Genomic DNA, 23,237 nt, shown 5'->3' on the forward strand with positions numbered 1-23,237 from the left:
AGCATCCGGGCAGTCGTTTGGAGGTGAGCACGCGTGGGCCCGACCCCGACCCATCGTCTCGCGATCGATCTCGGCACGTGCCACACGGTCGCCGTCGTGCAACGCGGTGACGAGGCCCCCCGGGCGCTGCTCTTCGACGGCTCGCCGGTCATGCCGTCGGGCATCTACGCCGACGAACAGGGCCGGCTCAGCGTGGGCCGGGACGCCGAACGGCTCTCCCAGCTCGCCCCGGAGCGCTTCGAGCCGTATCCGAAGCGCAGCGTCGACGAGGGCTCGGTGCTGCTCGGCGCGACCGAGGTCACGGTCGTGGAGATGCTCGCCTCGCTGCTGCGCCGGGCCGCCGAGGAGTCGCTGCAGGCCGGGGTCAACCCGGTCGGCTCGACGGTGCTCACCTGCCCCGCCGACTGGGGCGGCCAGCGGCGCAACGTGCTGCTCGAGGCGGCGCGGGCGGCCAACCTGGGCCCCGTGGTGCTCGTCGACGAGCCGATCGCCGCCGCGACCTACTGCCTGCGGGTGCTGGGCCAGCAGGTCGCCCCGCTGCAGAGCCTGGCCGTGTTCGACTTCGGCGGCGGCACGCTGGACGTGTCGGTGGTGCGCCGCGAGTTCGACGGGCTGCGCGTGCTCGGCGTCGGCGGCCTCGACGACCTCGGCGGCGTCGACATCGACGCGGCCCTCGTCGGCCACCTCGGCCAGCTCATCAACCTGCGCCACCCCGAGCTGTGGCAGCGCCTGGCCAACCCCGACACCACCGCGGCCAAGCGCGACCGGCGCGAGCTGTGGGCGGAGGTCCGCGCGGCCAAGGAGATGCTGTCGCGGACCGCCTCCGCGCCCGTGCACCTGCCCGGCACCGACGAGGCCCTGCACCTCACGCGCGAGGAGCTGGAGCGGGTCGCCGGGCCGCTCATCGACCGCGCGGTGGACGAGACCCGCCGGGTGCTCGAGCGCGCCGGCGTCGACGTGCGCCAGCTCGCCGGCATCTTCCTGGTCGGCGGGTCCAGCCGCATCCCGCTCGTGGCGAGCCGGCTGCACGCCCGCTTCGGGGTGGCGCCGGTGGTGCCGGAGCAGCCCGAGCTGCCGGTCGCCTACGGCGGCATGCTGGCCGTCGGCACCGCGACCGGGGCCCAGCCTCCGCCGATCAACCCCCCGGCCCCGCCGCGGCCGGCGCCCCCGCGCCCGATGTCCCCGACCGGGTCGCCGATGTCCCCGACCGGCGCCCCGATGTCCCCGACCTCGCCGACCGGATACCCGGTGTCCGGGGTGCCCGCGTCCGGGCCGCCGGGCACGGCCTACCCGGTCTCGATGGGCTTCCCGGCCTCGGCGCCCGCCTCACCCGCCGCCGGGCCCGCCTCCCCGGCCGGCCGGCCCATCAGCCCGCAGGCCCCCGTGCCGCCGCGGATGATGCCGCAGCCGCCGAACGCGCCGCCGTCGTACGGCGTCGGCGTTCCCGTGGTCGTGCGCCAGCCGCGCCGCCGCACCGGCCCCTGGATCGCGCTCGTGATCGTGCTCGCGATCATCGGCGGTTGCGTGTACGGCGGAAACCAGCTCTTCAACTGGATGGGCGCCCAGTTCGAGTCCGTGAAGAACGGCATCCCGGGCCTGGACTCCGGCCCCGGCGGGCCGGGCCAGGTCGACGGGCTCAAGGGCGGCGAGCCGATCCAGCTCAGCTCCGACGGCGCGATCGCCGCGGTCGCCGGCAACGGCAACATCTACACCGCGCAGGTGAACGCGGGCGCGACGGTCGTGGCCGGGTACGAGACGGCGGGCAAGCAGACCTGGAACGTGCAGCTGCAGATGGAGCCGGCCAAGATCGCGCTGCGGGTGGTGGGCAGTCTGCTCATCGTCGACGGCGAGGACGACGTCAAGCTCGGCGGCGACGGCAAGCAGGAGTCGCGCTCGGTCATCGACCTGGCCACGCACACGGCGAAGTGGACCAAGGCGTGGACGAGCCGGATCGACCTGCTGTACTCGGGCACCGAAGCCGTCGTGGAGAACCGCGACTGGAAGAAGCCGTCGATCGAGCGGGTCAACCTCGCCGACGGCTCGACGAAGTGGACCGCGGCCGCCGGTGACGGCCAGCGCATCAACGGCGAGCGCGGGGCGAAGCCGTCGCTGCGCTGGCCGACGTCCGACACCCCGGCCGGGCTGATCGTGCCGACCTACGGGCTGTCGTTCTCCCGCTATGTGCCGTTCCAGGAGTCGCTCACCGCCGACGCCGGGTTCGCGGTGCAGCTGCTCAGCGACACCAAGGCCGCGACGATCGACCTCAACACCGGAAAGCAGACCGCGAGCGGCACCTACAGCAAGGGCATCACCAACGACTCCTGGCTCGTCTACAACGACCTGGCGATGTTCCGGCCCGACACCGACGGCACCGTGATCGCGTACAACATCCGCAACTGGCAGAAGGCCTGGGAGTACCGCGCGACGGCCGGCACCGACATCGACGACCTGCGCCCGTGCGGCGAGAAGATGGTCTGCGTCGCGGGCAAGCAGAACTCCGGCAAGGACGTGCTCATCGCCATCGACAGCACCAACGGCCAGGCGAAGTGGACGCGGCAGTCGATCCGCGACCGCAGCGGCACCATCTCCGGCACCGAGCAGCCCAACTGGGTCGTGATGGACGGCAAGCTCGTCGGCGGCCACGGCGTGTTCACCTCGGTCGGCGACGCGGCCGTGCTCGACCCGTCCAACGGCAACGACCAGGTCGAGCTGGGCAAGGGGCTGGGGAACCAGGACGCCCTGGCCGGCTACGGCAACAAGGTCGTCATCGAGAGCGTCGTGCCCGGCACCGGCACCTGGAACGCGTACATCTACGGCCTCGACGGCAAGGCGATCGGCTCGGCCGGGGTGCCGACGCTGCTGCAGGCGGTGTCGCTGAGCAACGACTCGATGGTGCTCGTCGACAGCGACAACGCGAAGGTGTACCGCTTCCAGATCCCCGCGGGCAAGTAGCACACACGGCGACGGCGGCCGTCCGGACTGGACGGCCGCCGTCGGTGTATCCGCGGGCCTGGGTTACGCGGCGATCATCTTGCGCAGCACGTACTGCAGGATGCCGCCGTGGCGGTAGTAGTCCGCCTCGCCGGGGGTGTCGATGCGCACGACCGCGTCGAACTCGACGCCGCTGTCGGTGCTCACCTTGACCGTGCGCGGGATGCTGCCGTCGTTGAGCTGCTCGACGCCGGTGACGGTGAACGTCTCGGTGCCGGACAGGCCCAGCGAGTCGGCCGTCTCGCCCGCCGGGAACTGCAGCGGCAGCACGCCCATGCCGATGAGGTTCGAGCGGTGGATGCGCTCGTACGACTCGGCGATGACGGTGCGCACGCCCAGCAGCGCGGTGCCCTTGGCGGCCCAGTCGCGCGAGGAGCCGGAGCCGTACTCCTTGCCGGCCAGGATCACCAGCGGCACCCCGGCCTCGGCGTAGGCGACCGAGGCGTCGTAGATCGTGGTCTGCTCGCCGTTGAGGTGGTTGACCGTCACGCCGCCCTCGGTGCCCGGCGCGAGCTGGTTGCGCAGCCGGATGTTGGCGAACGTGCCGCGGATCATGACCTCGTGGTTGCCGCGGCGGGAGCCGTAGGAGTTGAAGTCCCGCCGGTCCACGCCGTGCTCGGCGAGGTACTTGCCGGCGGGGGAGTCGGCCTTGATCGAGCCGGCCGGCGAGATGTGGTCGGTGGTGACCGAGTCGCCGAGCTTGGCCAGGACCCGGGCGCCGCTGATGTCGCTCACCGGCGACGGCTCGGTGGCCATGCCCTCGAAGTACGGGGGCTTGCGCACGTACGTCGACTCGCCCGCCCAGTCGAAGGTGTCGCCGGTCGGCGTGGGCAGCGAGCGCCACTGCTCGTCGCCGGCGAAGACGTCGGCGTAGCGGGTCGAGAACAGGTCGGCACCGAGCGCCGAGGCGATGGTGTCCTCGATCTCCTTCGGGCTCGGCCAGAGGTCACGCAGGTACACCGGCTGCCCGTCCGACCCCGTGCCCAGCGGGTCGCTGGTGAGGTCGATGTCCATGGTGCCGGCGAGGGCGTACGCGACCACCAGCGGCGGGGAGGCCAGGTAGTTCATCTTCACGTCCGGGTTGATCCGGCCCTCGAAGTTGCGGTTGCCCGACAGCACCGACACGACGGTCAGGTCGTGCTCGTTCACGGCGGCGCTGATCGGCTCCGGCAGCGGGCCGGAGTTGCCGATGCAGGTGGTGCAGCCGTAGCCGACGAGGTTGAAGCCGAGCTTGTCCAGGTACGGGGTCAGGCCGGCCCGCTCGTAGTAGTCCGTGACCACCTTCGAGCCGGGGGCCAGGGTCGTCTTCACCCACGGCTTGCGGGTGAGGCCCTTCTCCACCGCGTTGCGGGCCAGCAGCGCCGCGCCGATCATGACCTGCGGGTTGGATGTGTTGGTGCACGAGGTGATGGCGGCGATGACGACCGCGCCGTGGTCGAGCTCGTAGTCCTCGACCCGCACCGGCTTGGAGGTGCGGCCGTTGGCGCCGGTCGCGGCCGAGACCAGCTCGTGCGGGCGGTCGCCGTTGGTGCTCTGGTGGTTGGCCGGCGAGTCGCTGGCCGGGAACGACTCGGCGCTGGCCTCGTCGGTCGGGCCCTCGACGCCGTCGCCGACGTAGTTGTCCAGCACCGAGCGGAACATCGTCTTGGCGCTGGCCAGCGGCACCCGGTCCTGCGGGCGCTTCGGGCCGGCGAGCGACGGCTCGATGGTGCCCAGGTCCAGCTCGAGGCGCTCGGAGTACTCCGGCTCGGCGGCCGGGTCGTGCCAGAGGCCCTGCTCCTTGGCGTACGCCTCGACGAGCGCGACCTGGGCCTCGTCGCGGCCGGTCAGCTTCAGGTACTTGATGGTCTCGTCGTCGATCGGGAAGATCGCCACGGTCGAGCCGTACTCGGGGCTCATGTTGCCGATCGTGGCCCGGTTGGCCAGCGGCACCGCGCTCACGCCCGGGCCGTAGAACTCGACGAACTTGCCGACCACGCCGTGCTTGCGCAGTATCTCGGTGATGACGAGCACCAGGTCGGTGGCGGTGGTGCCCTCCGGCAGCTCACCGCTGAGCTTGAAGCCCACGACCCGCGGGATGAGCATCGACACCGGCTGGCCGAGCATCGCGGCCTCGGCCTCGATGCCGCCGACGCCCCAGCCCAGCACGCCCAGGCCGTTGACCATCGTGGTGTGCGAGTCGGTGCCGACCACGGTGTCCGGGTAGGCCTGGCCGCCGCGGGCCATGATGACCCGGGCCAGGTACTCGATGTTCACCTGGTGCACGATGCCGGTGCCCGGCGGGACGACCTTGAACTCGTTGAACGCGGTCTGGCCCCAGCGCAGGAACTGGTAGCGCTCCTTGTTCCGCCCGTACTCCAGCTCGACGTTGCGCTCGAACGCGTCCGGGCGGCCGAACAGGTCGGCGATGACGGAGTGGTCGATGACGAGCTCGGCCGGGGCGAGCGGGTTGACCCGCTTCGGGTCGCCACCGAGCTCGACGACGGCCTCACGCATGGTGGCGAGGTCGACCACGCAGGGCACGCCGGTGAAGTCCTGCATCAGCACCCGGGCCGGGGTGAACTGGATCTCGACGCTGGGCTCGGCCGACGCGTCCCAGTTGCCCAGCGCCCGGATGTGCTCGGCGGTGATGTTCGCGCCGTCCTCGGTGCGCAGCAGGTTCTCGAGGAGGATCTTCAGGCTGTACGGCAGCCGCCCGGCGCCCTCGACCTGGCCGATCCGGTAAATCTCATAGCTCGCGTCACCGACGCTCAGCTGGCTCTTTGCTCCGAAGGAGTCGAGGCTCGCCACGGCGTGTGCTCCTCTTCCGTCAAGTCGTGTTTCCAATACGCCAGTCTTCCCCAGCACGCGCCGGGGCCAGGCAAGGGGGTGTCGCTGTCGTCGCTCAACCAAACCGTACGTCCGTCTTGTTAAACGCGCAAGGCCGTCCCAGCCCTTGCCGTGGCCTGCTCTGCGCGCCGGGTTACGAGCCTGCGCGAGCGCGCGTGCCAGCTCCGCACGTTCGCCGGGGGTCCGGGATGCGCAGTTCCCAAAAGCCGGTGGTACCTCGCCTACAGCTCGACGACCTCACGGCCGTCGGGGCCGGGGCGGAAGCCCGCGTCGCGCAAGATGCCCAGCAGGCCCGTCGACGGCAGCGCCTCCAGGGTGCGCGCGGACGTGGCTCGCAGGGCGTCCACCAGCGCCACGACGACCTGTACGGCGCGGTCGCGTTCGCCCGGGGCGGTCGCCACGCCCGCCAGGCGGACGGTTACCGGGTCGGGGCGCAGGGCGGCCAGGGCCGCCGCGGGGGCGGAGTCGTCGTCGGCCGGGTCGACCAGTTCCCACCACTGCACGGTCGTGTCGCCCGCGAGCGCGGCGTCCCACTGGCGGGCCGTCGTGCGGGTGAGCTCCAGGCGGGTGGTCGGCACCCGGCGTACCAGCAGCAAAGCAGTCACATTCCCAGCATCCGCCGGGAGCCTTGCAAACGCCTTGCCAACGGCAGGCAAGCAGGTCAGGCGGCGACGCCGGTCAGGCGGGTGTACTCCGCCGCGGTGCCGATGGCGCCGCGGCGGTCCGGGTGCTCCACGTAGTGCTCGACGACCGTGCCCAGGAAGACGGGCTCCACGGCCAGGAGGTCCAGCGGTATCAGCAGCCAGCCGGGCTCCGGGCGGCCGGGGCGGCGGATGCTCAGGGCCAGCTTCGGGGAGCGTACCGGGATCGGCAGCGGGTTGGCCGGCACGCGTACCAGGTCGTCCCAGGCCAGCACGCGGCGGCCGCCGGCGCGGATGTTCAGGCCCGCCGGGCTGACCACGATCCGCGGGCCGCGCAGCAGGGGCAGCGCGGCGCCGGCGATGACCAGGGCGGCGCCCGCGTTGACGCCGAGGCGGGTGGTCGGGGACAGGGCCGGGTCGCCCTCCAGGAACACGGTGCCCAGCAGGGCCCAGCCCATGGTCAGGCGACCCATCAGGACCGGGGAGCCGGGCACGACGAACGCGTCGCCGCGCACGCGCAGTGCGGCCGGGGGCGGGTGCAGGATCGGGCGGAAGACGACGCCGAAGACGATGAACGCGGCGCTGAGCACGAAGATCGGGGCGAACAGCAGCGCGGCCGCGGCCCACAGCGGGGTGTTCGCGGAGGTGACGCCGAACTCGTACACGACCCGGAGCACGACGATCAGCAAGGCGACGCCCACGGCCGCCGCCTTGCTCGCCAGCACGTACCGGCCGAACCGCACGGGCGTCACGCCGCCCAGTCTACGAACCTGGTGCGAGAGTCGGCGACCGTAGCACGGATGGGGCGTCACACGGCCAGGTCGACGAAGCGGGTGCGCAGGTCCTCCACGGTCGGCATCGACACCGCGCCGCCCGGGGACTCGCAGACCCACCCGGCGACGTGTACCGCGACCCGGGTGAGGGTCGCCCACCCGCCGAGGTCGTCCGGCTTGCCGTGGGCGAGGATGCCCCAGCTCAGGCCGGCCATGGTCGCGTCGCCCGCCCCGGTGGCGTCGACCGGGGCGATGCGGGGGGCGGGTACGAGTACCGTCGACGGACCCTTCGCCACGAGGGCGCCCTGGGCGCCGAGCGTGACGACGACCGCGCCCGCGCCGCAGGACAGCAGGCGGGCGGCCGCCTGCTCGGGGGACTCGTCCCAGAGCGCCGTGGCGTCGGCCGAGCTCAGTTTCACCAGGTCGGCGGTGGCCGCGAACTCCTCGACGACGTCCGGGTTGAGCCCGACGATCGGGCGGACGTTGGGGTCGAAGACGCGGACCGGGCCGGGTACCGCCCAGGCGCGGCGGGCCGCGGCGAGCACGGGCGGGGCGAGCAGGCACATCGAGCCGCAGTACAGCAGCCGCGCCCGGGCCACGAGCCGCTCGTCGACGGCGTCGGCGTCGAGCAGGCCGTAGGAGGGCGGCTCGCCGTAGAAGCGGAAGGTCGGCTCGTGGCCCTGGAAGGTGGTGACGGCGAGGGTGGTGGGGACGTTCGGGACCGTGACGGCTCCATCGGTACCGACGCCGGATTTATCCAGAAAGTCCAGCAGGCGGTGGCCGAAGGGGTCGTCGCCGAACGAGCCCAGGAAGTGCACGTCGGCGCCGAGCCGGGCGATGCCGACGGCCACGTTGAACGGCGCGCCGCCGACCGCGGGGCGGTAGACGAGGTCGCCCCCCGCCGTGGACTCGAGCAGGTCGATCAGCGCCTCGCCGATCACCACGCCGTACCCAGTCATGGGAGCACCTCCTCGGTCGGGGCGCCGGCAAAGCCGGGGCGCATGGTTCCGGTCACGAAGACGGCGTGCCACACGCAGAAGACGAGCACCGTCCACAGCTTGCGCGAGTGGTCGGCCTCCTTCTTACGGTGACTCTTGAGCAGCCCGCGCACCACATCGAGGTCGAGCAGATCGCCGGCGCCGGAGGTGTCGAGCAGACCATGGGCCCAGTCGTACATCTCCCCGCGCAGCCACGGCCGGATGGGTACCGGGAAACCCAGCTTCTTGCGGTGCACGATCGGCTCAGGGACCACCCCCGCCAGGGCCCGCCGCAGCGCCACCTTCGTCTCCTGCGAGCGCGGCGGCACCTTGAGCTCGCTCGGCAGGGTCGCGGCGACCTCGAACACGGCCCGGTCCAGGAACGGGGTGCGCAGCTGCAGGGAGTGCGCCATGGTCATGCGGTCGGCCTTGACCAGGATGTCGCCGCGCAGCCAGGTGTACAGGTCGATGTACTGCATCGTGGTGACGTCGTCGAGCGCCCCGGCCTCCTTGAACACCGGCGCGGTGACGTCGGTGTGGCGCACGTCCGGCTCGTAGTGGCGCAGCAGCGCGGCCTTCTCGTCGTCGGTGAAGATGCGCGCGTTGCCGTAGTAGCGCTCCTCGATCGGGGTCGTGCCGCGCTCCAGGAAGCTCTTGCCCTTCACACCCTGCGGGATGACCCGCGACACGGCCCGCAGCCCGCGCTGCATCGAGTCGGGCAGGTGGCTGACGCCGGCCAGGGACAGCGGCTCGCGGTAGATCGGGTACCCGCCGAAGAGCTCGTCCGCGCCGTCGCCGCCGAGGACCACCGTCACGTCCCGGGCCGCGCGCTCGGCCAGGAAGAACAGCGGCACCAGGGCCGGGTCGGCGACCGGGTCGTCAAGGTGCCACACGATGCGCGGCAGGGCCCGCATGAAGTCGGTCGCGCTGACCACGGTCGCGGTCAGCGGGACGCCGAGCGCGCGGGCGGACTGCTCGGCGACGTCGATCTCGGAGTACTGCGCGCCCGGCCCGGCCGCGTCGTAACCCACGGTGTAGGTGCGCAGGCCCGGGTCCCGCTCGGCCGCGAGCGCGACGATCGCGGTCGAGTCGATGCCGCTGGACAGGAACGCGCCCACCTCGGCGTCGGCCTGCATGTGGGCGTGGACGCTCTCGCGCAGCGCCTCCTCGATCCGGCGGACGACGGCCTCCTCGTCGGCGACGGGCCCCGGGCGGAAAGTCAGTTGGCTGTACCGCCGGTTGGCCAGCGGCCCGCCCGGGGTGTACACGAACGACTCGCCCGCCCCGAGCCGGCGCACCTCCGGGTGCATGGTCGCGGGCTCCGGCACGTACTGCATGGTCAGATAGTGCTGCAGGCGTACCGTGTCGACCACGTTGTCCCTGGTGAACGGCAGGAGCGCCTTCTTCTCGCTCGCGAGGTACACCCCCTGGGGCGTCTGCAGCTGGAACAGCGGTTTGATGCCGAACGGGTCGCGGGCGCCGAACGCGCGCCGGGCCGAGCCGTCCCAGATCACGAACGCGAACATGCCCCGCAGCCGGCTCACCGCGCTCGGGCCCCAGTGGTGGTACGCGGCCACGACGACCTCGGCGTCGGTGCCGGTGGCGAACTCGGCGCGCCGCTCCTCCTCGAGCTCGGCCCGCAGCTGCGCGGCGTTGTAGACGGCGCCGTCCAGGACGATGAGGTACCGGCCGGCGGTGACCCCGGTCGGCGGGTACTCGATGGGCTGGGTCTTGTCGGGTTTGTCGGTCAACTGCAGGTCTTCGGCGCCGAAGATGACGTCGTCGTTCCCGACGATCCGTTCGTCGTCGGGCCCGCGGTGGCGCATCAGCCCGAGCGCGTCGGCGATCGCATCCCGCTGCGCCGCTGCGCCGCCCCGCGCGCTGACGAACGTGAGAAGACCCGCCATGGCAAGCATCCTCGCACGGGGTACGGTCGCAGGTGCATCACGAAAATCGCGGCGTTCGGAAGTGGGGTCACAATGGCGGAGGAAGCAGTCGGCACGCAGTCCCACGACCCTGACTTCCCGGAGCGTTACCGGGAGTTCATGCGCACGGGCTGGCGCGACACCGCGCTCGACGTGTCGCCGCGCGTGGAGGCGCCCGACCACGCCAAGCGCCGCTCCGAGCTGTCGGCCGTGTTCCCCGGCGAGACCCTCGTCATCCCGTCCGGCGTCGAGCACGTGCGCTCCAACGACACCAACTTCCGGTTCCGGCCCGGCTCCGAGCACGTGTGGCTGACCGGCGAGCACGACCCCGAGTCCGTGCTCGTCCTGCGCCCGACCGACGGCGGTCACGACGCCGTCCTGTACGTTCGCCCGCGCTCACCCCGCGACACCGACGAGTTCTTCACCGACCGTGACCACGGCGAGCTGTGGATCGGCCGCCGGCACACGCTCGCCGAGAAGTCCACCGAGCTGCAGCTGCAGACCGCCCACATGGACGAGCTCGCCAAGGCCCTCGACGACAGCGCGCCCGGCCGCACCCGCGTCCTGCGGGGCTTCGATCCGTCGGTCGATGCGGCGGTACGCAGCACCGACCCAGCCCGCGACCAGGAGCTCGCCTGGGTCCTGTCCGAGCTGAGGCTCGTCAAGGACGCGTGGGAGCTCGAGCAGCTCCAGGACGCGATCGACGCGACCGTCCGCGGCTTCGAGGACGCGGCCCGCGCCATCCCCGCCGACCGCCCGATCAACGAGCGCCTCCTGGAGGGCATCTTCGCCCTGCGCGCCCGCCACGACGGCAACGACGTCGGCTACGACTCGATCGTCGGCGCCGGAGCGCACGGGACGATCCTGCACTGGATGCGCAACACGGGCCGCACGGCGCCGGGCGAGCTGCTGCTCATGGACATGGGCGTGGAGAACCGCAACCTGTACACCGCGGACGTGACGCGAACCGTGCCCGTGTCCGGCTCCTTCACACCGCTGCAGCGCGAGGTGTACGACATCGTCCACCGCGCCCAGCAGGCCGGCATCGACACCATCCGCCCGGGTGTCGCCTTCGACGACGTGCACCAGGCGTGCATGCGCGCCCTGGCGGAGGGCCTCGCGTCCCTCGGCGTCCTTCCCGTGAGCGTGGACGAAGCCATGGACAAGAGCAACATTTTGTACCGCCGGTGGACGCTGCACGGCTTCGGTCACATGCTCGGCTTGGATGTGCACGACTGCGCGGCGGCGCGCAAGGAGCGGTATCGGGAGGGAGCCCTCGACGCGGGGTACGTCCTGACTGTCGAGCCCGGCCTGTACTTCCAGCCGGAGGACGAGCTGGTGCCGGCCGAGCTGCGGGGGATCGCGGTGCGCATCGAGGACGACGTGCTGGTGACGCCGACGGGGGCACAGAACCTGTCGGCGGGGCTGCCGCGGACGGCGGCGGACGTGGAGTCCTGGCTGGCGGCGCGGCGTAACGAGGAGTTCCGCCTTCCGGGCTGAGCGTCTGGCCGATTTCCAGTCTGAGCGTTTGGCTGTCTTCCGGTCTGCGCGTTTGGCTGTCTTCCGGTCTGCGCGTTTGGCTGTCTTCCGGTCTGCGCGTTTGGCTGTCTTCCGGTCTGCGCGTTTGGCTGTCTTCCGGTCTGCGCGTCTGGCTGTCTTCCGGTCTGCGCGTTCGGCCGGCTGTCCGGCTGTGTCACTCGGTCGTGCCTGCCGCGGGCTCGCGCGCAGTGCAGTAGCGGGCCGGCGGTGTGCTGCGCTCGCGGTCTTCTCCGCCTGCGCGCTTGCCCTCCCCCGCTTGCGCGTTTGCAGTCGTTTCCGGCTGTGTGTTTGTGGTCGTCCCTGACTGCGCGTTTGCTGTCCTCCGACTGCGCGTCCAGTGCCTTCGCGGCTGCGCGTTTGCTGTCCTCCGACTGCGCGTCCAGTGCCTTCGCGGCTGCGCGTTTGCTGTCCTCCGACTGCGCGTCCAGTGCCTTCGCGGCTGCGCGTTTGCCGTCCTCCGACTGCGCGTTGCTGTCGTTCAGCTGCGCGTCTACTGCCTTCGCGGCTGCGCGTTTGCTGTCGTTGTCTGTCGGATCGGTGACCGTGTTACCGGCCGGGCAACCCTCGGCAGTCACGATGCGGCCATGAACGCTCTGATCGTGCTCGGCGTCGCCGTCGTGCTGGTGATCGTGCTCGTCTGGTGGGCCTTGGCCACGTACAACTCGCTGGTCAAGGCCCGCACCCAGGTCGAAGCGTCGTGGGCCCAGATCGACGTGCAGCTCAAGCGCCGTCATTCGCTCATTCCGAACCTCGTCGAGACGGTGAAGGGGTACGCCGCGCATGAGCGGGGGACCCTCGCGGACGTGGTCGCCGCGCGCAACGCCGCCGGCGGTGGTCTCGACCCGGCCCAGCGGGCGCAGGCCGAGGGAGTGCTCACCCAGGCGCTCGGCCGGCTGTTCGCGCTGGCCGAGGCGTACCCGGATCTGAAGGCGAACCAGAATTTCCTCCAGCTGCAGGGCGAACTGGGCGGAACCGAGGAGAAGATCGCGTACGCGCGGCAGTTCTACAACAGCGCCGTGCAGACGTACAACCAGAAGGTCCAGACCGTGCCGAGCAACATCGTCGCGGGCGTCGGGGGGTTCCGGGCGCGGCCGTACTTCGAGGCCGCCGGTGGAGAACGCGCCGACATCAACGTGCGGTTCTGAAGGTTTCGATGGGAACGGGCACGATCGATCCGCGGCTCGTGGTCGAGATCGGGATCGGCGTCGCTGGACTAGCTGTGTGGTTTGTAGCTTTTTGGGCGGCTTTGTACACCACTCGGCCCCCCATGATCGCGGCGCCGCCGGCAACGCAGGACTTCGGCGGTGACGAACCGCCGGCCGTGGTCAGCCTCATCACGGGGCGGTGGGAGCTGACCGAAGACGCCGCCGAGTCCACGTTGATCGATCTTGCCGCCCGCCGGATGCTCGAGTTTCGCCAACCCGGCAACGATCCGCTGCAAACGACCGTTCATGTGCGCAACGAGCAGCCCACCGGGCTGAACGCTTACGAGCGCATGATGTTCGAACGTGTCCGGACGCTGGCTCTGAACGGCGTGGTGCCGCTCACCGCGCTCACGTTCCGCGACGTCGCCGAGGCCCAGGGGTGGACGAAACGGTTGAACGCGGCGATCGTCGCGGACGCGCGTTCGCGCGGGTTGTCGCAGCGGCGGTTCTCGTCCGCGGTTGTCGCTTCGCTCACCATCCTTGCGGGGATTCCGTCATTCGCGCTCGGCATCGCCGTGTTCCTGCACAGCCGCAGCGGCGGTTCGTTCGTTGCGGTCATGTTCATGTGGTTCGCGCTCGCATACCTCGCCGGCAAGTCGCGCGGCGAGCGCGACACGCCGGAGGGGCGCGCGGCCGCCGCGCGCTGGCTCGGCCTCAAGGCGTTCCTGCGCGCGCACGAGAGCTTCGCCGACCTGCCGCCCGCCGCGGTGACCGTGTGGGACCGCTACCTGTCGTACGGCGACGCCGTCGGCGCCACCCGCGTCTGCGCCGCCGTCATCGACCTGGGCATGGGCAACCGCCGCCGCGTGTGGAGCTCGTTCGGCGGCACCTGGCACCGCGTCCGCGTCAGGTACCCGTCGTTCTGGCCCCGATACGGACAGAAAGCCGCACGCCTGACGGTCAAAGGTTGCATCGCACTGGCCATCGCCGCGCTGATCGTGCGCTACAACGCGATCGCGTTCGACTTCACCCCCAACTCGGTGTCGAGCTGGGTCACCCTCGCCGTGCGGGTGCTCATCCTGTGGCCGCTGCTCTACGGCGGGTACACCCTCCTGGGAACGCTCGTCGACGTGCTCACGCCGGTCACGGTGACCGGCGAGGTGCTGTGGGTGGAGACCTGGCGGTCGAAGACACAGGGTGAGGACGGGCCGACCATCCCGCTGCTGCACTATCTGGCGGTGGACTCGGGCGCGTCCGGGCGCACCGTCGCCTGGGCCTGCCCCTCGGACGTCGCGAGCCGAACCGACGTCGGCGACGTCGTCACGCTGACCGCGCGCCGCTGGACCCGCCGCGTCCTCGACCTGCGCGTAGAAACGAGCGGACGTGCGCGATCGCAGACGTACGGCGAGGAACAGACCGACGCACTCATCCTGCGCGCGATGAGCGCGGGCGCCCCGGCCCTGGCCACAGCGGTACGCCCGACCCGGGTCGCGGCCGCCGAGCTGGTCACGGCGCAGGAGGCGGGCCGGGTGCTGGGGCGACCGGTGACGCTCACGGGCAGTGACCGCGGCGTGGCGGTGGGCCCGATGACAATGGCCGAGTTCCGCGCGGCCGACGGCACGGCGCTCGTCGTCACGGTCGTGACCGGCGACACGGCCGAACTCGCAATCCGCGCACACCGCGGCGGTTCCCCCGTTGCGAGCGTGGGCGAGGAGGCGTTCGCGTCCGGGCAGTGGGTGGCCGCGAGGCAGGGCCGGACGGTGGTCAGCTTGGAACAGCGCAGCCCGGGCCCGATCCATCAGCCGTACCTTGTGTGGCTGCTCGGACTGGCGGTCGGCCGCCTCACCTGAGGGTGCGCGGTTGTCGGGTGCGCGGTTGTCGGGTGTGCGGTCGGTCGGTTTGCGCGGTTGTGTCGGGTGTGCGGTCGGTCGGTTTGCGCGGTTGTCGGGTGTGCGGTCGGTCGGTTTGCGCGGTTGTCGGGTGTGCGGTCGGTCGGTTTGCGCGCTCGTCGGTTTGCGCGCTCGTCGGTTTGCGCGGTCGGTCGGTTTGCGCCGTCGTCGGTTGCGCGGACGTTGTCCGCTCGTGCTCACTGTCGATGTGCTCGCTTGAACGTGCGCGGTGTCGATCGCGCACTTGCTGGTTGATTGCGCACGTGGTGGTGCGCGAATGTTGTCGTTGGGTGCTCGGATGTTGTCCGTTTGGGCCGGCTGTCGGCGTGCTCGCTTGAACGTGGGTGAGCGTTGGCTGTGCGCGCCGGCCGTCGACGTGCGCGTTTGCGGGTGCGCGTTTGTTGGTCGCTCGGAATGTCGCCGACCGCCTCACTTGAGGTGCACGGTCGTTGGGTAAGAGGATTCCCGAGAGACAGCTGAAGCCACCTTCGCGAGGAGATTGCGCATGTCCGACCGTCCGCGCCCGCCGTCGCCCTACGACTTCCTGCCCGCGGTGCCGGCGTTCAGTTTGACCAGCGAGGACCTGGCCGAAGGCGGCACCCTGCCCGACGCCCAGGTTTACGAGCGCGGCAACACCTCACCCCATCTGGCCTGGTCGGGCGCCCCCGAAGGCACCAAGGGCTACGCGGTGACCTGCTACGACCCGGACGCCCCGACGGGCGGCGGCTTCTGGCACTGGCTCGTGTACGACATCCCGGCCGGCGTCACCGAACTCCCCACCGGGGCCGGCACCGGCGACAAGGACGGCCTGCCCGACGAGGCCATCCACGCCCGTAACGACTACGGCACCCGCGACTTCGGCGGCGCCGCCCCGCCCCCGCAGGACGCGCCGCACCGGTACATCTTCGTCGTCCACGCCCTCGACACCGACTCGCTCGGCGTAGACGCGGAGGCGAACCCCAACGTGGTCGGCTTCAACCTGACAGCGCACACACTGGGGCGCGCCGTCCTCGTCGCCAGCTTCGGCTTCGGCGGCTGAAGCCTGTCGCACAACTGAGACCGACCCGCCGAGGGCCGGATTCCTCACCCAGACCGGCCCGGCGCAGTACGCGCCGGGCCGGTCCGCGTAACGGCGCTACGCACGCCGCGTTGGATCGCCTGTTCATGTATCGCACGGGAATGTGCCTTCACGCGGTCGCCGGCTCGTCGAGGTCCCCGCGCGTCCGGCGGGGGCGTTGCGCGTTTGGGGGTGGCGTTGCGCGTTTGGGGGTGGCGTTGTGGTGCGGCGCAGGAACCCGCCTCTCTGCGCGTCCCCACACCTCGCGGCACTGCGCATTCGCGCGTCGCGGGTTTGCACGGATCCGCGGCGTTGTGCGTTCGGACGTCGCGCGGCACTGCGCATTTTGCGCATGCCGCGCACGTCCCGCGAATGCTCAGCTGTGCACGAGGGCCTAACCGATCCAGAACGTGTCGTGCTCGAGCATGAACGCGGCGCGTTCGTCGTCGTTCATCGAGCCGAGTTCCGGGAGACCCTCGAAGTAGGCCTCCCGGGGCGCACCGGGCGCGAAGTGCAGCAGCATCTCGGCCGGCGCGCCCGACTCGTTGCGAAACGCGTGCACGCCGCCCTCCGGAACGTGCACGAAGTCGCCCGGTTCCGTGTCGATCCAGCGTTGCCCGTCGTAAATGCGCACCGAACCGCTCAGGATGAAGAACGACTCGGAGATCGAGCGATGGAAGTGCGGGTCCGGGCCGCTGGGCTTCGGGCCCATCACCCAGCGGTACAGGCCGAACTGCCCGTGGGTCGACTTGCCCGTCGCCAGGTAGTGCACCGTGTTTCCGTTGGCGTAGGTGAAGTCCGGCGCGGTGCCGACGGGCCGGTAGGTGGCGTTCAGTTCGCCGTCTTCACCGAGGTACTTCGGGGATGGATACGACATACCCTCACCTTACGGACTCGCGGATCTTGTGCGCGGCCGCGACGACGTTCGTGAGCGCCGCGCGCACCTCGTCGTAAGTGCGCGTCTTGAGGCCGCAGTCCGGATTCACCCAGAGCCGCCCCGCGGGGATCACCTCGAGCGCGGCCCGCAGCCGGGACTTGACCTCGTCGACGCCCGGGATCCGGGGGGAGTGGATGTCGTACACCCCAGGGCCGACGCCCCGGGTCAACCCCTCGATCGCGAATCCCGAGCGGGCTGCCTCGATGCTTGTCACGTCCGCGTCCAGGGCGTCGATCGCGGCCAGGACCGCCGGCGCGTCGGAGTAGCACAGGTGGGTGTGGATCTGCGTCGCGTCCGCGGCGCCGGCGGTGGCCCGGCGGTAGGCGGCCACGGCCCAGGCCAGGTACGCCGGCTGCTCCTCGCGCCGCAGCGGCAGCAGCTCGCGCAGGGCCGGCTCGTCAACCTGGATGATGCGGATGCCGGCCGCCTCCAGGTCGCGCACCTCTTCACGGATCGCGCCGGCGACCTGCAGCGTCACGTCGCGCAGCGGACGATCCGCGCGCACAAACGACCACGCGACGATCGTCACCGGGCCGGTCAGCATGCCCTTCACCGGCCGGTCGGTACGCGACTGCGCGTAAGTCGCCCAGCGCACGGTGATCGGCGCGGGACGGCGCACGTCGCCGTGCAGGATCGGCGGCCGGGTGCACCGCGAGCCGTATGACTGCACCCACCCGTTGCGGGTGACCGCGAAGCCTTCGAGGTGCTCGGCGAAGTACTGCACCATGTCGTTTCGCTCAGGCTCACCGTGCACGAGTACGTCCAGACCGAGCGTTTCCTGCTCGGCGATGACCCGATCGATCTCCGCGGCGATGCGCGTGTCGTACTCCTCCGACTGCAGGGTCGCGCGCGCCGTGCGCAGCTCGCCGGTCTGCGGGAACGAGCCGATAGTCGTCACCGGCAGCGGGGGCAGCCCGAGGTCCGCCTGGGCCGCGACCCGCGCCGCGTAGGGGCCGCGAGACTCGGGCGCGACCGCCCCCTCCGCCCGCGGGCGCACCGGCAGCGGCCCGGCCTTCGGCCCGAGCTCAGCGAGCACGACGACCTCGGCGACCTTCTCCTCGGCGAACGCGAGCCGCGCGGTCAGCTCCGCGGGCAGGCCGGACTCGCCGCGCAGGGTGTACGGCACGTGCAGCAACGAACACGACGTGGACACTGCGGTCGCCCCGGCCGCGGCCAGCAGCGCCCGCGCCGCGTCCACATCGGTGCGCCACACGTTGCGCCCGGACACGACCCCGCCGACCACGGTGCGTCCTTCGAACAGGCGCAGATTCGTCGGTACCCCATGGGTCAGGTCGACCGCGACGCCCTCGATCGGGGCCACGGACAGCGCCGGGAGCGCGGCGTCGGCGTTGCCGAAATAGGAGGCGACCAGGAGCTTCGGACGTCGCTCGAGCGCGGCGAGGCGCCGGTAGGCGTGCCGGATCGCCGGTGCACCCCCGTCGACGACGAGCGCCGGCTCGTCCAGCTGCACCCACTGCGCACCGGCGTCTGCAAGCTCGCGCAGCAACTCGCCGTAAACGTCGAGCAGATCGTCAAGCCGGTCCAGCCGATCCTGCAGGAATGTGACGGGCCCGAGCAGGACGGGCCGCGTCTCGTACCCGAGCGCACGCGCCTCGCGCAGCTCGGCGAGGGCCTTGTCCGGCACCGCCCGGAACCGCGTTTTCGGTCCGATCTCGGGCACGATGTAGTGGTAGTTCGTGTCGAACCACTTCGTCATCCGCAGCGCCGGCACGTCGTCCGTCCCGCGGGCCATCGCGAAGTACGGGTCGGGCGCGTCACGGTACCGATCGGGGATCGCATCGACGGCGACGGCCGTGTCGAGCACGTGGTCGTAGAGCGAGAACGTGTTCGACGGCAGCCCGGCGAGCCCGAGTTCGTGCAGCCGGTGCCAAGTCTCGGCGCGCAGCCGGCGCCCGGTCTCGTCCAGCGCCGCGCGGTCGGTGCGGCCCGCCCAGTAGTCCTCGAGGGCGCGCTTGAGCTCCCGGTTCGGGCCGATGCGCGGGTAGCCGAGCACGGTGGAGATGGGAAAGTGTTCGTTCACACCGCGCATCGTGGCTGTTCGTATGTGTTTCGGTCTGATCGATAAGCGACGCGAATGGCCGATACTGGTCGCCGTGGTGGCGTTGCGGGACATCGAGTGCTTCGCGCTGGTGGCGCGGCACCGCTCGTTCTCGCGCGCGGCCACCGCCCTGTCCCTGTCCCAGCCGGCGGTGAGCCAGGCGGTCGCCCGTCTCGAGCGTGAGCTGGGGCTACGCCTGTTCGCGCGCACGAGCCGAACCGTCGAGCCGACCGCGCTCGGCGAGGCGCTGCTGCCCTATGCGGAGGCCGTGCTCGCTCAGGCCGGAGCGTTCACGGCAGAGGCGGCGCGGTTGGCGGTACCGTCGCCCGCCGGCATTCGTCTCGTTTATGCCCCCGTCGCCGGCACCTTCGCCGCGCGTCTGGCCCGCCGCCTCGCCGGACGCAAGCCGGGCCTGGACCTGACCCTCGTACCCGGCGGCTGGTCGGCCGCGACCGCCGAGCTCACCCACGCCCCCGACGGTGTCGCGGCCCTCATGAGCGCGCCGTTCCCGCCCGGCTTCGCCAGCGCCGCCCGGTTCCAGGTCCCGCTGAGCCACCTGGCACTCTCGGCCGCCGACCCGCTCTCGACCGCGGCCGCCCTGACCCTGGACCGCGCGGGTCGCCTATTGCTGCCGCGGGGCCTGCCGGTCCCGGCCGGGGTGCGCCTGGCCCCGGAGGCGGTCGACGACCCCGCCGCGGGCCTCGACCTGGTGGCGGCGGGCCGGGGCGCGCTACCGGTGCCGCAGCTGCTCGTCGACACCGTACGCCGCCCCGACGTCCGGTTTGTCCCGCTGGCCGGCCCCACCCCGCGCCTGACGTTCGCGCTCGTGTGGCGAGCCGAGACGGCGGGCGAGGAGGTGATGGCGCTGGTACAGGCAGCGCAGGACGCGCTGCGCCGCTGAGCGCTGGTGAGCGAGTTTCGAGCGTTGCGCGTCACGAATGTCGAACTCTGCGCGTCCCGAGCGTCGGAATCTGTCCGTTTGCGAATGTCGAGCTCTGCGCTTGGGCGACGAACTCTGCGCGCTTGGGCGTCGGAGTCTGCGCGTTGCGAAGGTCGCGCACCGGTCACGAACGTCGTCGAGGCCAGCACCGCGACATTTCGGGTATATGCCCTGACGCCGCATATATCGGGTACCCGCAGCCCAAGGCAACAAGCCCCGAAGACCACACGCCGAGGTTCGGGTAGAGTTGAGGCCCCATGACTACCGTCGACCGGCCGCTGCGGATCGTCCGGACCTACCACCCCCGTCGAGGGCGCCTCAGCGGCCGCCACTTCGACGCGCTGGAGCGGCTCGCCGAGCGGTACACCTTCGCGCCCGGAACCCCCGTCGACGTCCTCGAAATCGGGTCCGGGATGGGCGAGGCCACCGTGCAAATGGCCGCCGCCGACCCGCACCGGCGCTACCTGGCCGTCGAGGTCCACACGCCCGGCGTCGCCAACCTGCTGCACCTGATCGACGAGGGCGGCCTCAACAACGTGCAGGTCGCGGCCGTCGACGCGTTCGAACTGCTCGACGGCATCCCGGCGGGCAGCCTCGCCGCCGTGCACGTGTTCTTCCCCGACCCGTGGCCGAAGGCGCGCCACCACAAGCGGCGACTCATCGTGCCCGAACGTGTCGCCGTACTGCGCGTGCGCCTGCGCATCGGCGGCGTGCTGCACTGCGCGACCGATGACGCCGAATACGCGCACGCAATGCTCGAAACGCTCAACGCCGACCCGGGGCTGGTGAACCGCTTTGACGGATTCGCGCCGCGCCCCGCGCACCGGCCGGTGACCAAATTCGAACAGCGCGCACTGCGCGCCGGACGACAATCCTTCGACGTGATGTACGCGCGCAACGGGGCGACCGCCCAGGAGCGCAGCGTTGACCGATGCCGAAGCGAAGCGGAGGCGTCGGAATGAACAATCTCGCCGCGCGTGTGCCGAGAGACGGCGACCCGGACGCCGTCTTCGAGGCGTTCTCGGTCTGGGCGCAGGAGCAAGGGCTCAGCCTGTACCCGCACCAGGAGGAGTCGCTCATCGAGATCGTCTCCGGTGCGAACGTCATCCTGAACACGCCCACCGGCTCCGGCAAGAGCCTCGTCGCCGCCGGGGCGCACTTCGCCGCGCTGGCCACCGACCGGACCACGTTCTACACCGCGCCGATCAAGGCGCTGGTGTCCGAGAAGTTCTTCGCGCTCGTCGAGATGTTCGGCCCGGAGAACGTGGGCATGCTCACGGGCGACGCGAACGTCAACGCGGATGCGCCAATCATTTGCTGTACCGCCGAAATCCTCGCGAACATCGCACTGCGCGATGGTGAGCGCGCCGACGTCGGCATCGTCGTGATGGACGAGTTCCACTTCTACGCCGACCCCGACCGCGGCTGGGCGTGGCAGGTGCCACTGATCGAGCTGCCGCAGGCACAGTTCGTGCTGATGTCCGCCACGCTCGGTGACGTGACGCGCTTCGAGGGGGACCTCACGCGCCGCACCGGTCGCCCGACCGCGGTGGTGAAGAACGCCGAACGACCCGTGCCGCTGATGTTCACCTACTCCATGGACCCGCTGCACGAAACGATCGAAGAGCTCCTGTCCACGCGACAGGCGCCCGTGTACATCGTGCATTTCACGCAGGTCGCGGCGCTCGAACGTGCACAAGCGCTCATGAGCGTGAACGTTTCCACGCGCGCAGAGAAGGACATGATCGGCGAGGCGATCGGGAACTTCAGGTTCACGGCCGGCTTTGGCAAGACCCTGTCGCGCCTCGTGCGGCACGGCATCGGCGTGCACCACGCGGGCATGCTCCCGAAGTACCGCCGCCTGGTCGAGACGCTCGCGCAGGCCGGACTGCTCAAGGTCATCTGCGGCACCGACACGCTCGGCGTGGGCATCAACGTGCCCATCCGCACCGTGCTGTTCACCGCACTGTCCAAATACGACGGACAGAAGACCCGGCTGCTGTACGCACGCGAGTTCCACCAGATCGCCGGCCGGGCGGGCCGAGCCGGCTTCGACACTGTCGGCACCGTGGTCGTGCAGGCACCCGAACACGTCATCGACAACGAACGCGCACTCGCGAAGGCCGGCGACGACCCGAAGAAACGCCGCAAGGTGGTGCGCAAGAAGCCGCCGGAGGGCTCGATCGGCTGGGGCCGGCCCACGTACGACCGCCTGGTCGAGGCCGAGCCGGAGCCGCTCAAGTCCAGCTTCCAGGTGTCGCACGCGATGCTGCTCAACGTGATCAGCCGTCCCGGCGACGCGTTCACGGCCATGCGTCACCTGCTCACCGAAAATCACGAAGACGTGCACTCTCAGCGACGCCTCATCCGTCGCGCGATCGCCATCTACCGCGCACTCCTGGCCGGCGGCGTAGTCGAGCAACTACCCGAACCCGACGAGGAGGGCCGCCGCGTCCGGCTCACCGTCGACCTGCAGATGGACTTCGCGCTCAACCAGCCGCTGTCGCCGTTCGCACTCGCCGCGATCGAACTGCTGGACCGTGAGGCCCCCGGGTACGCCCTCGACGTACTCTCCATCATCGAGTCCACATTGGACGACCCGCGCCAGGTGCTCTCCGCGCAGCAGTTCAAGGCGCGCGGCGAGGCGGTCGCGGCGATGAAGGCGGAGGGGATCGAGTACGAGCAGCGCATCGAACTCCTCGACGACGTCACGCACCCCAAGCCGCTCGTAGAGCTGCTCGACAACGCGTACAACATGTACAAACAGGGACACCCGTGGGTGGCCGATTATGCGCTGTCGCCCAAGTCCGTGGTGCGCGACATGTTCGAACGCGCAATGACGTTTGTCGAATACGTCGGGTTCTACAGCCTGTCGCGGTCGGAAGGGCTTGTGCTGCGGTACCTCGCCGACGCCTACAAAGCCGTCCGCCAGACGGTGCCGGAGGACGCGCGCACCGAGGACCTCACCGACATCATCGAGTGGCTCGGCGAACTGGTGCGCCAGGTCGACTCGAGCCTCATCGACGAATGGGAGCGGCTGCGCAATCCCGGCGAGGAACGCCCGGAACTGCGCGACGACCGGCCGCCGGCGGTCACGCGCAATCTACGCGCATTCCGCGTCCTGGTGCGCAACGCGCTGTTCCGCCGCGTCGAACTTGCGGCGCTGCACCGCTACGAGGAATTGGGCGAACTCGACGGCGAGGCCGGCTTCACCGCGGATGCGTGGGAGGATGCGGTGGAGGCGTACTTCGACGAGTACGACTCAATGGGTGTCGGCCCGGACGCGCGCGGCCCGGCGCTTTTGGTCATCGACCAGAAGCCGGACCGTTGGCACGTCCGCCAGATCTTCGACGACCCCGTGGGCGACCGCGACTGGGCCATCGTGGCCGAGGTGGACCTGGCAGAGTCCGACGCCCAGGGCGCAGCGGCGGTCCGCATTGTTTCGGTAGGCCCGGCAAAGGGTTTCTAGTCCGGATCGCGCGTCTTGGTTTGTGCGCAGCTCTTTCCGCCTGCCCGCCTTTGGCTCGTTCGTCCC

General features: G+C 70.9%; 14 protein-coding genes and 1 pseudogene. 8 read left to right on the forward strand and 7 right to left on the reverse strand.

The genetic code is table 11. From position 1 onward, the window contains the following. Nucleotides 1–96: 96 nt before the first annotated feature. Entirely contained in the window at nt 97–2,952 is a 2,856-nt protein-coding gene (locus ACPPVO_RS10280; RefSeq protein ID WP_426510983.1) for an Hsp70 family protein, read from the forward strand. A 63-nt stretch (nt 2,953–3,015) separates the two neighbouring features. On the opposite strand, the gene acnA is transcribed toward ACPPVO_RS10280, so the two are convergent. From acnA to asnB, 5 genes are all read right to left on the reverse strand, one after another. Continuing rightward, nucleotides 3,016–5,781, reverse strand: coding sequence for an aconitate hydratase AcnA (acnA, locus tag ACPPVO_RS10285; protein WP_426510985.1), 2,766 nt, complete (start codon nt 5,779–5,781; stop codon nt 3,016–3,018). A gap of 260 nt (nt 5,782–6,041) precedes the next feature. Next, entirely contained in the window at nt 6,042–6,425 is a 384-nt protein-coding gene (locus ACPPVO_RS10290) for a hypothetical protein (RefSeq protein WP_426510986.1), read from the reverse strand. 56 nt (nt 6,426–6,481) lie between these two features. Then, entirely contained in the window at nt 6,482–7,213 is a 732-nt protein-coding gene (locus ACPPVO_RS10295; protein WP_426510987.1) for a hypothetical protein, read from the reverse strand. A gap of 56 nt (nt 7,214–7,269) precedes the next feature. Beyond that, nucleotides 7,270–8,193, reverse strand: coding sequence for a carbohydrate kinase family protein (locus ACPPVO_RS10300; RefSeq protein WP_426510988.1), 924 nt, complete (start codon nt 8,191–8,193; stop codon nt 7,270–7,272). After that, on the reverse strand, nt 8,190–10,118 hold the full coding sequence (asnB, locus tag ACPPVO_RS10305; RefSeq protein ID WP_426510989.1) for an asparagine synthase (glutamine-hydrolyzing): 1,929 nt from the start codon (nt 10,116–10,118) through the stop codon (nt 8,190–8,192). Before asnB ends, ACPPVO_RS10300 begins: the two co-directional genes overlap by 4 nt. Before the next feature lie 72 nt (nt 10,119–10,190). Here asnB and ACPPVO_RS10310 point away from each other — a divergent pair, with 72 nt between their 5' ends. From ACPPVO_RS10310 to ACPPVO_RS10325, 4 genes are all read left to right on the forward strand, one after another. Beyond that, complete coding sequence (locus ACPPVO_RS10310) at nt 10,191–11,636, forward strand: aminopeptidase P family protein (RefSeq protein WP_426510990.1); 1,446 nt, start codon at nt 10,191–10,193, stop codon at nt 11,634–11,636. A 623-nt stretch (nt 11,637–12,259) separates the two neighbouring features. Next, nucleotides 12,260–12,820, forward strand: a complete 561-nt coding sequence (locus ACPPVO_RS10315) for a LemA family protein (protein ID WP_426510991.1) — start codon at nt 12,260–12,262, stop codon at nt 12,818–12,820. A gap of 8 nt (nt 12,821–12,828) precedes the next feature. Next, complete coding sequence (locus tag ACPPVO_RS10320) at nt 12,829–14,670, forward strand: DUF2207 family protein (RefSeq protein WP_426510992.1); 1,842 nt, start codon at nt 12,829–12,831, stop codon at nt 14,668–14,670. 544 nt (nt 14,671–15,214) lie between these two features. Continuing rightward, complete coding sequence (locus ACPPVO_RS10325; RefSeq protein WP_426510993.1) at nt 15,215–15,748, forward strand: YbhB/YbcL family Raf kinase inhibitor-like protein; 534 nt, start codon at nt 15,215–15,217, stop codon at nt 15,746–15,748. 412 nt (nt 15,749–16,160) lie between these two features. Here ACPPVO_RS10325 and ACPPVO_RS10330 read toward each other — a convergent pair whose 3' ends face one another. Continuing rightward, nucleotides 16,161–16,643 (reverse strand): cupin domain-containing protein, encoded by a 483-nt coding sequence (locus ACPPVO_RS10330; RefSeq protein ID WP_426510994.1) that lies wholly within the window; start codon nt 16,641–16,643, stop codon nt 16,161–16,163. A 4-nt stretch (nt 16,644–16,647) separates the two neighbouring features. After that, complete coding sequence (gene metE / locus ACPPVO_RS10335) at nt 16,648–18,744, reverse strand: 5-methyltetrahydropteroyltriglutamate--homocysteine S-methyltransferase (RefSeq protein ID WP_426510995.1); 2,097 nt, start codon at nt 18,742–18,744, stop codon at nt 16,648–16,650. A 73-nt stretch (nt 18,745–18,817) separates the two neighbouring features. On the opposite strand from metE, the gene ACPPVO_RS10340 reads away from it, so the two are divergent. The 3 genes and pseudogenes from ACPPVO_RS10340 (at nt 18,818) to ACPPVO_RS10350 (ending at nt 23,171) form a co-directional block, all read left to right on the forward strand. Next, nucleotides 18,818–19,663: a LysR family transcriptional regulator gene (locus ACPPVO_RS10340; protein WP_360382848.1), complete on the forward strand. Its 846-nt coding sequence runs from the start codon at nt 18,818–18,820 to the stop codon at nt 19,661–19,663. A 296-nt stretch (nt 19,664–19,959) separates the two neighbouring features. Then, nucleotides 19,960–20,601 (forward strand): annotated as a pseudogene (trmB, locus tag ACPPVO_RS10345) (tRNA (guanosine(46)-N7)-methyltransferase TrmB); the annotation flags it as partial. A gap of 59 nt (nt 20,602–20,660) precedes the next feature. Then, the gene (locus ACPPVO_RS10350; protein WP_426510996.1) at nt 20,661–23,171 is read left to right on the forward strand and encodes a DEAD/DEAH box helicase; all 2,511 of its coding nucleotides are present in this window, start codon (nt 20,661–20,663) and stop codon (nt 23,169–23,171) included. Nucleotides 23,172–23,237: the final 66 nt, after the last annotated feature.

The sequence above is a fragment of the Dactylosporangium sp. McL0621 genome (genome assembly GCF_049995355.1).
GTDB lineage: Bacteria > Actinomycetota > Actinomycetes > Mycobacteriales > Micromonosporaceae > Dactylosporangium.

What these genes read in the sequence shown, in the direction of transcription:
- ACPPVO_RS10350 (WP_426510996.1), top strand. Translation starts at nt 20,661, where the DNA reads ATGAACAATCTCGCCGCGCGTGTGCCGAGAGACGGCGACCCGGACGCC.
- ACPPVO_RS10325 (WP_426510993.1), top strand. Translation starts at nt 15,215, where the DNA reads ATGTCCGACCGTCCGCGCCCGCCGTCGCCCTACGACTTCCTGCCCGCG.
- ACPPVO_RS10330 (WP_426510994.1), bottom strand. Translation starts at nt 16,643, where the DNA reads ATGTCGTATCCATCCCCGAAGTACCTCGGTGAAGACGGCGAACTGAAC.
- ACPPVO_RS10315 (WP_426510991.1), top strand. Translation starts at nt 12,260, where the DNA reads ATGAACGCTCTGATCGTGCTCGGCGTCGCCGTCGTGCTGGTGATCGTG.
- ACPPVO_RS10320 (WP_426510992.1), top strand. Translation starts at nt 12,829, where the DNA reads ATGGGAACGGGCACGATCGATCCGCGGCTCGTGGTCGAGATCGGGATC.
- asnB (WP_426510989.1), bottom strand. Translation starts at nt 10,118, where the DNA reads ATGGCGGGTCTTCTCACGTTCGTCAGCGCGCGGGGCGGCGCAGCGGCG.
- ACPPVO_RS10300 (WP_426510988.1), bottom strand. Translation starts at nt 8,193, where the DNA reads ATGACTGGGTACGGCGTGGTGATCGGCGAGGCGCTGATCGACCTGCTC.
- ACPPVO_RS10310 (WP_426510990.1), top strand. Translation starts at nt 10,191, where the DNA reads ATGGCGGAGGAAGCAGTCGGCACGCAGTCCCACGACCCTGACTTCCCG.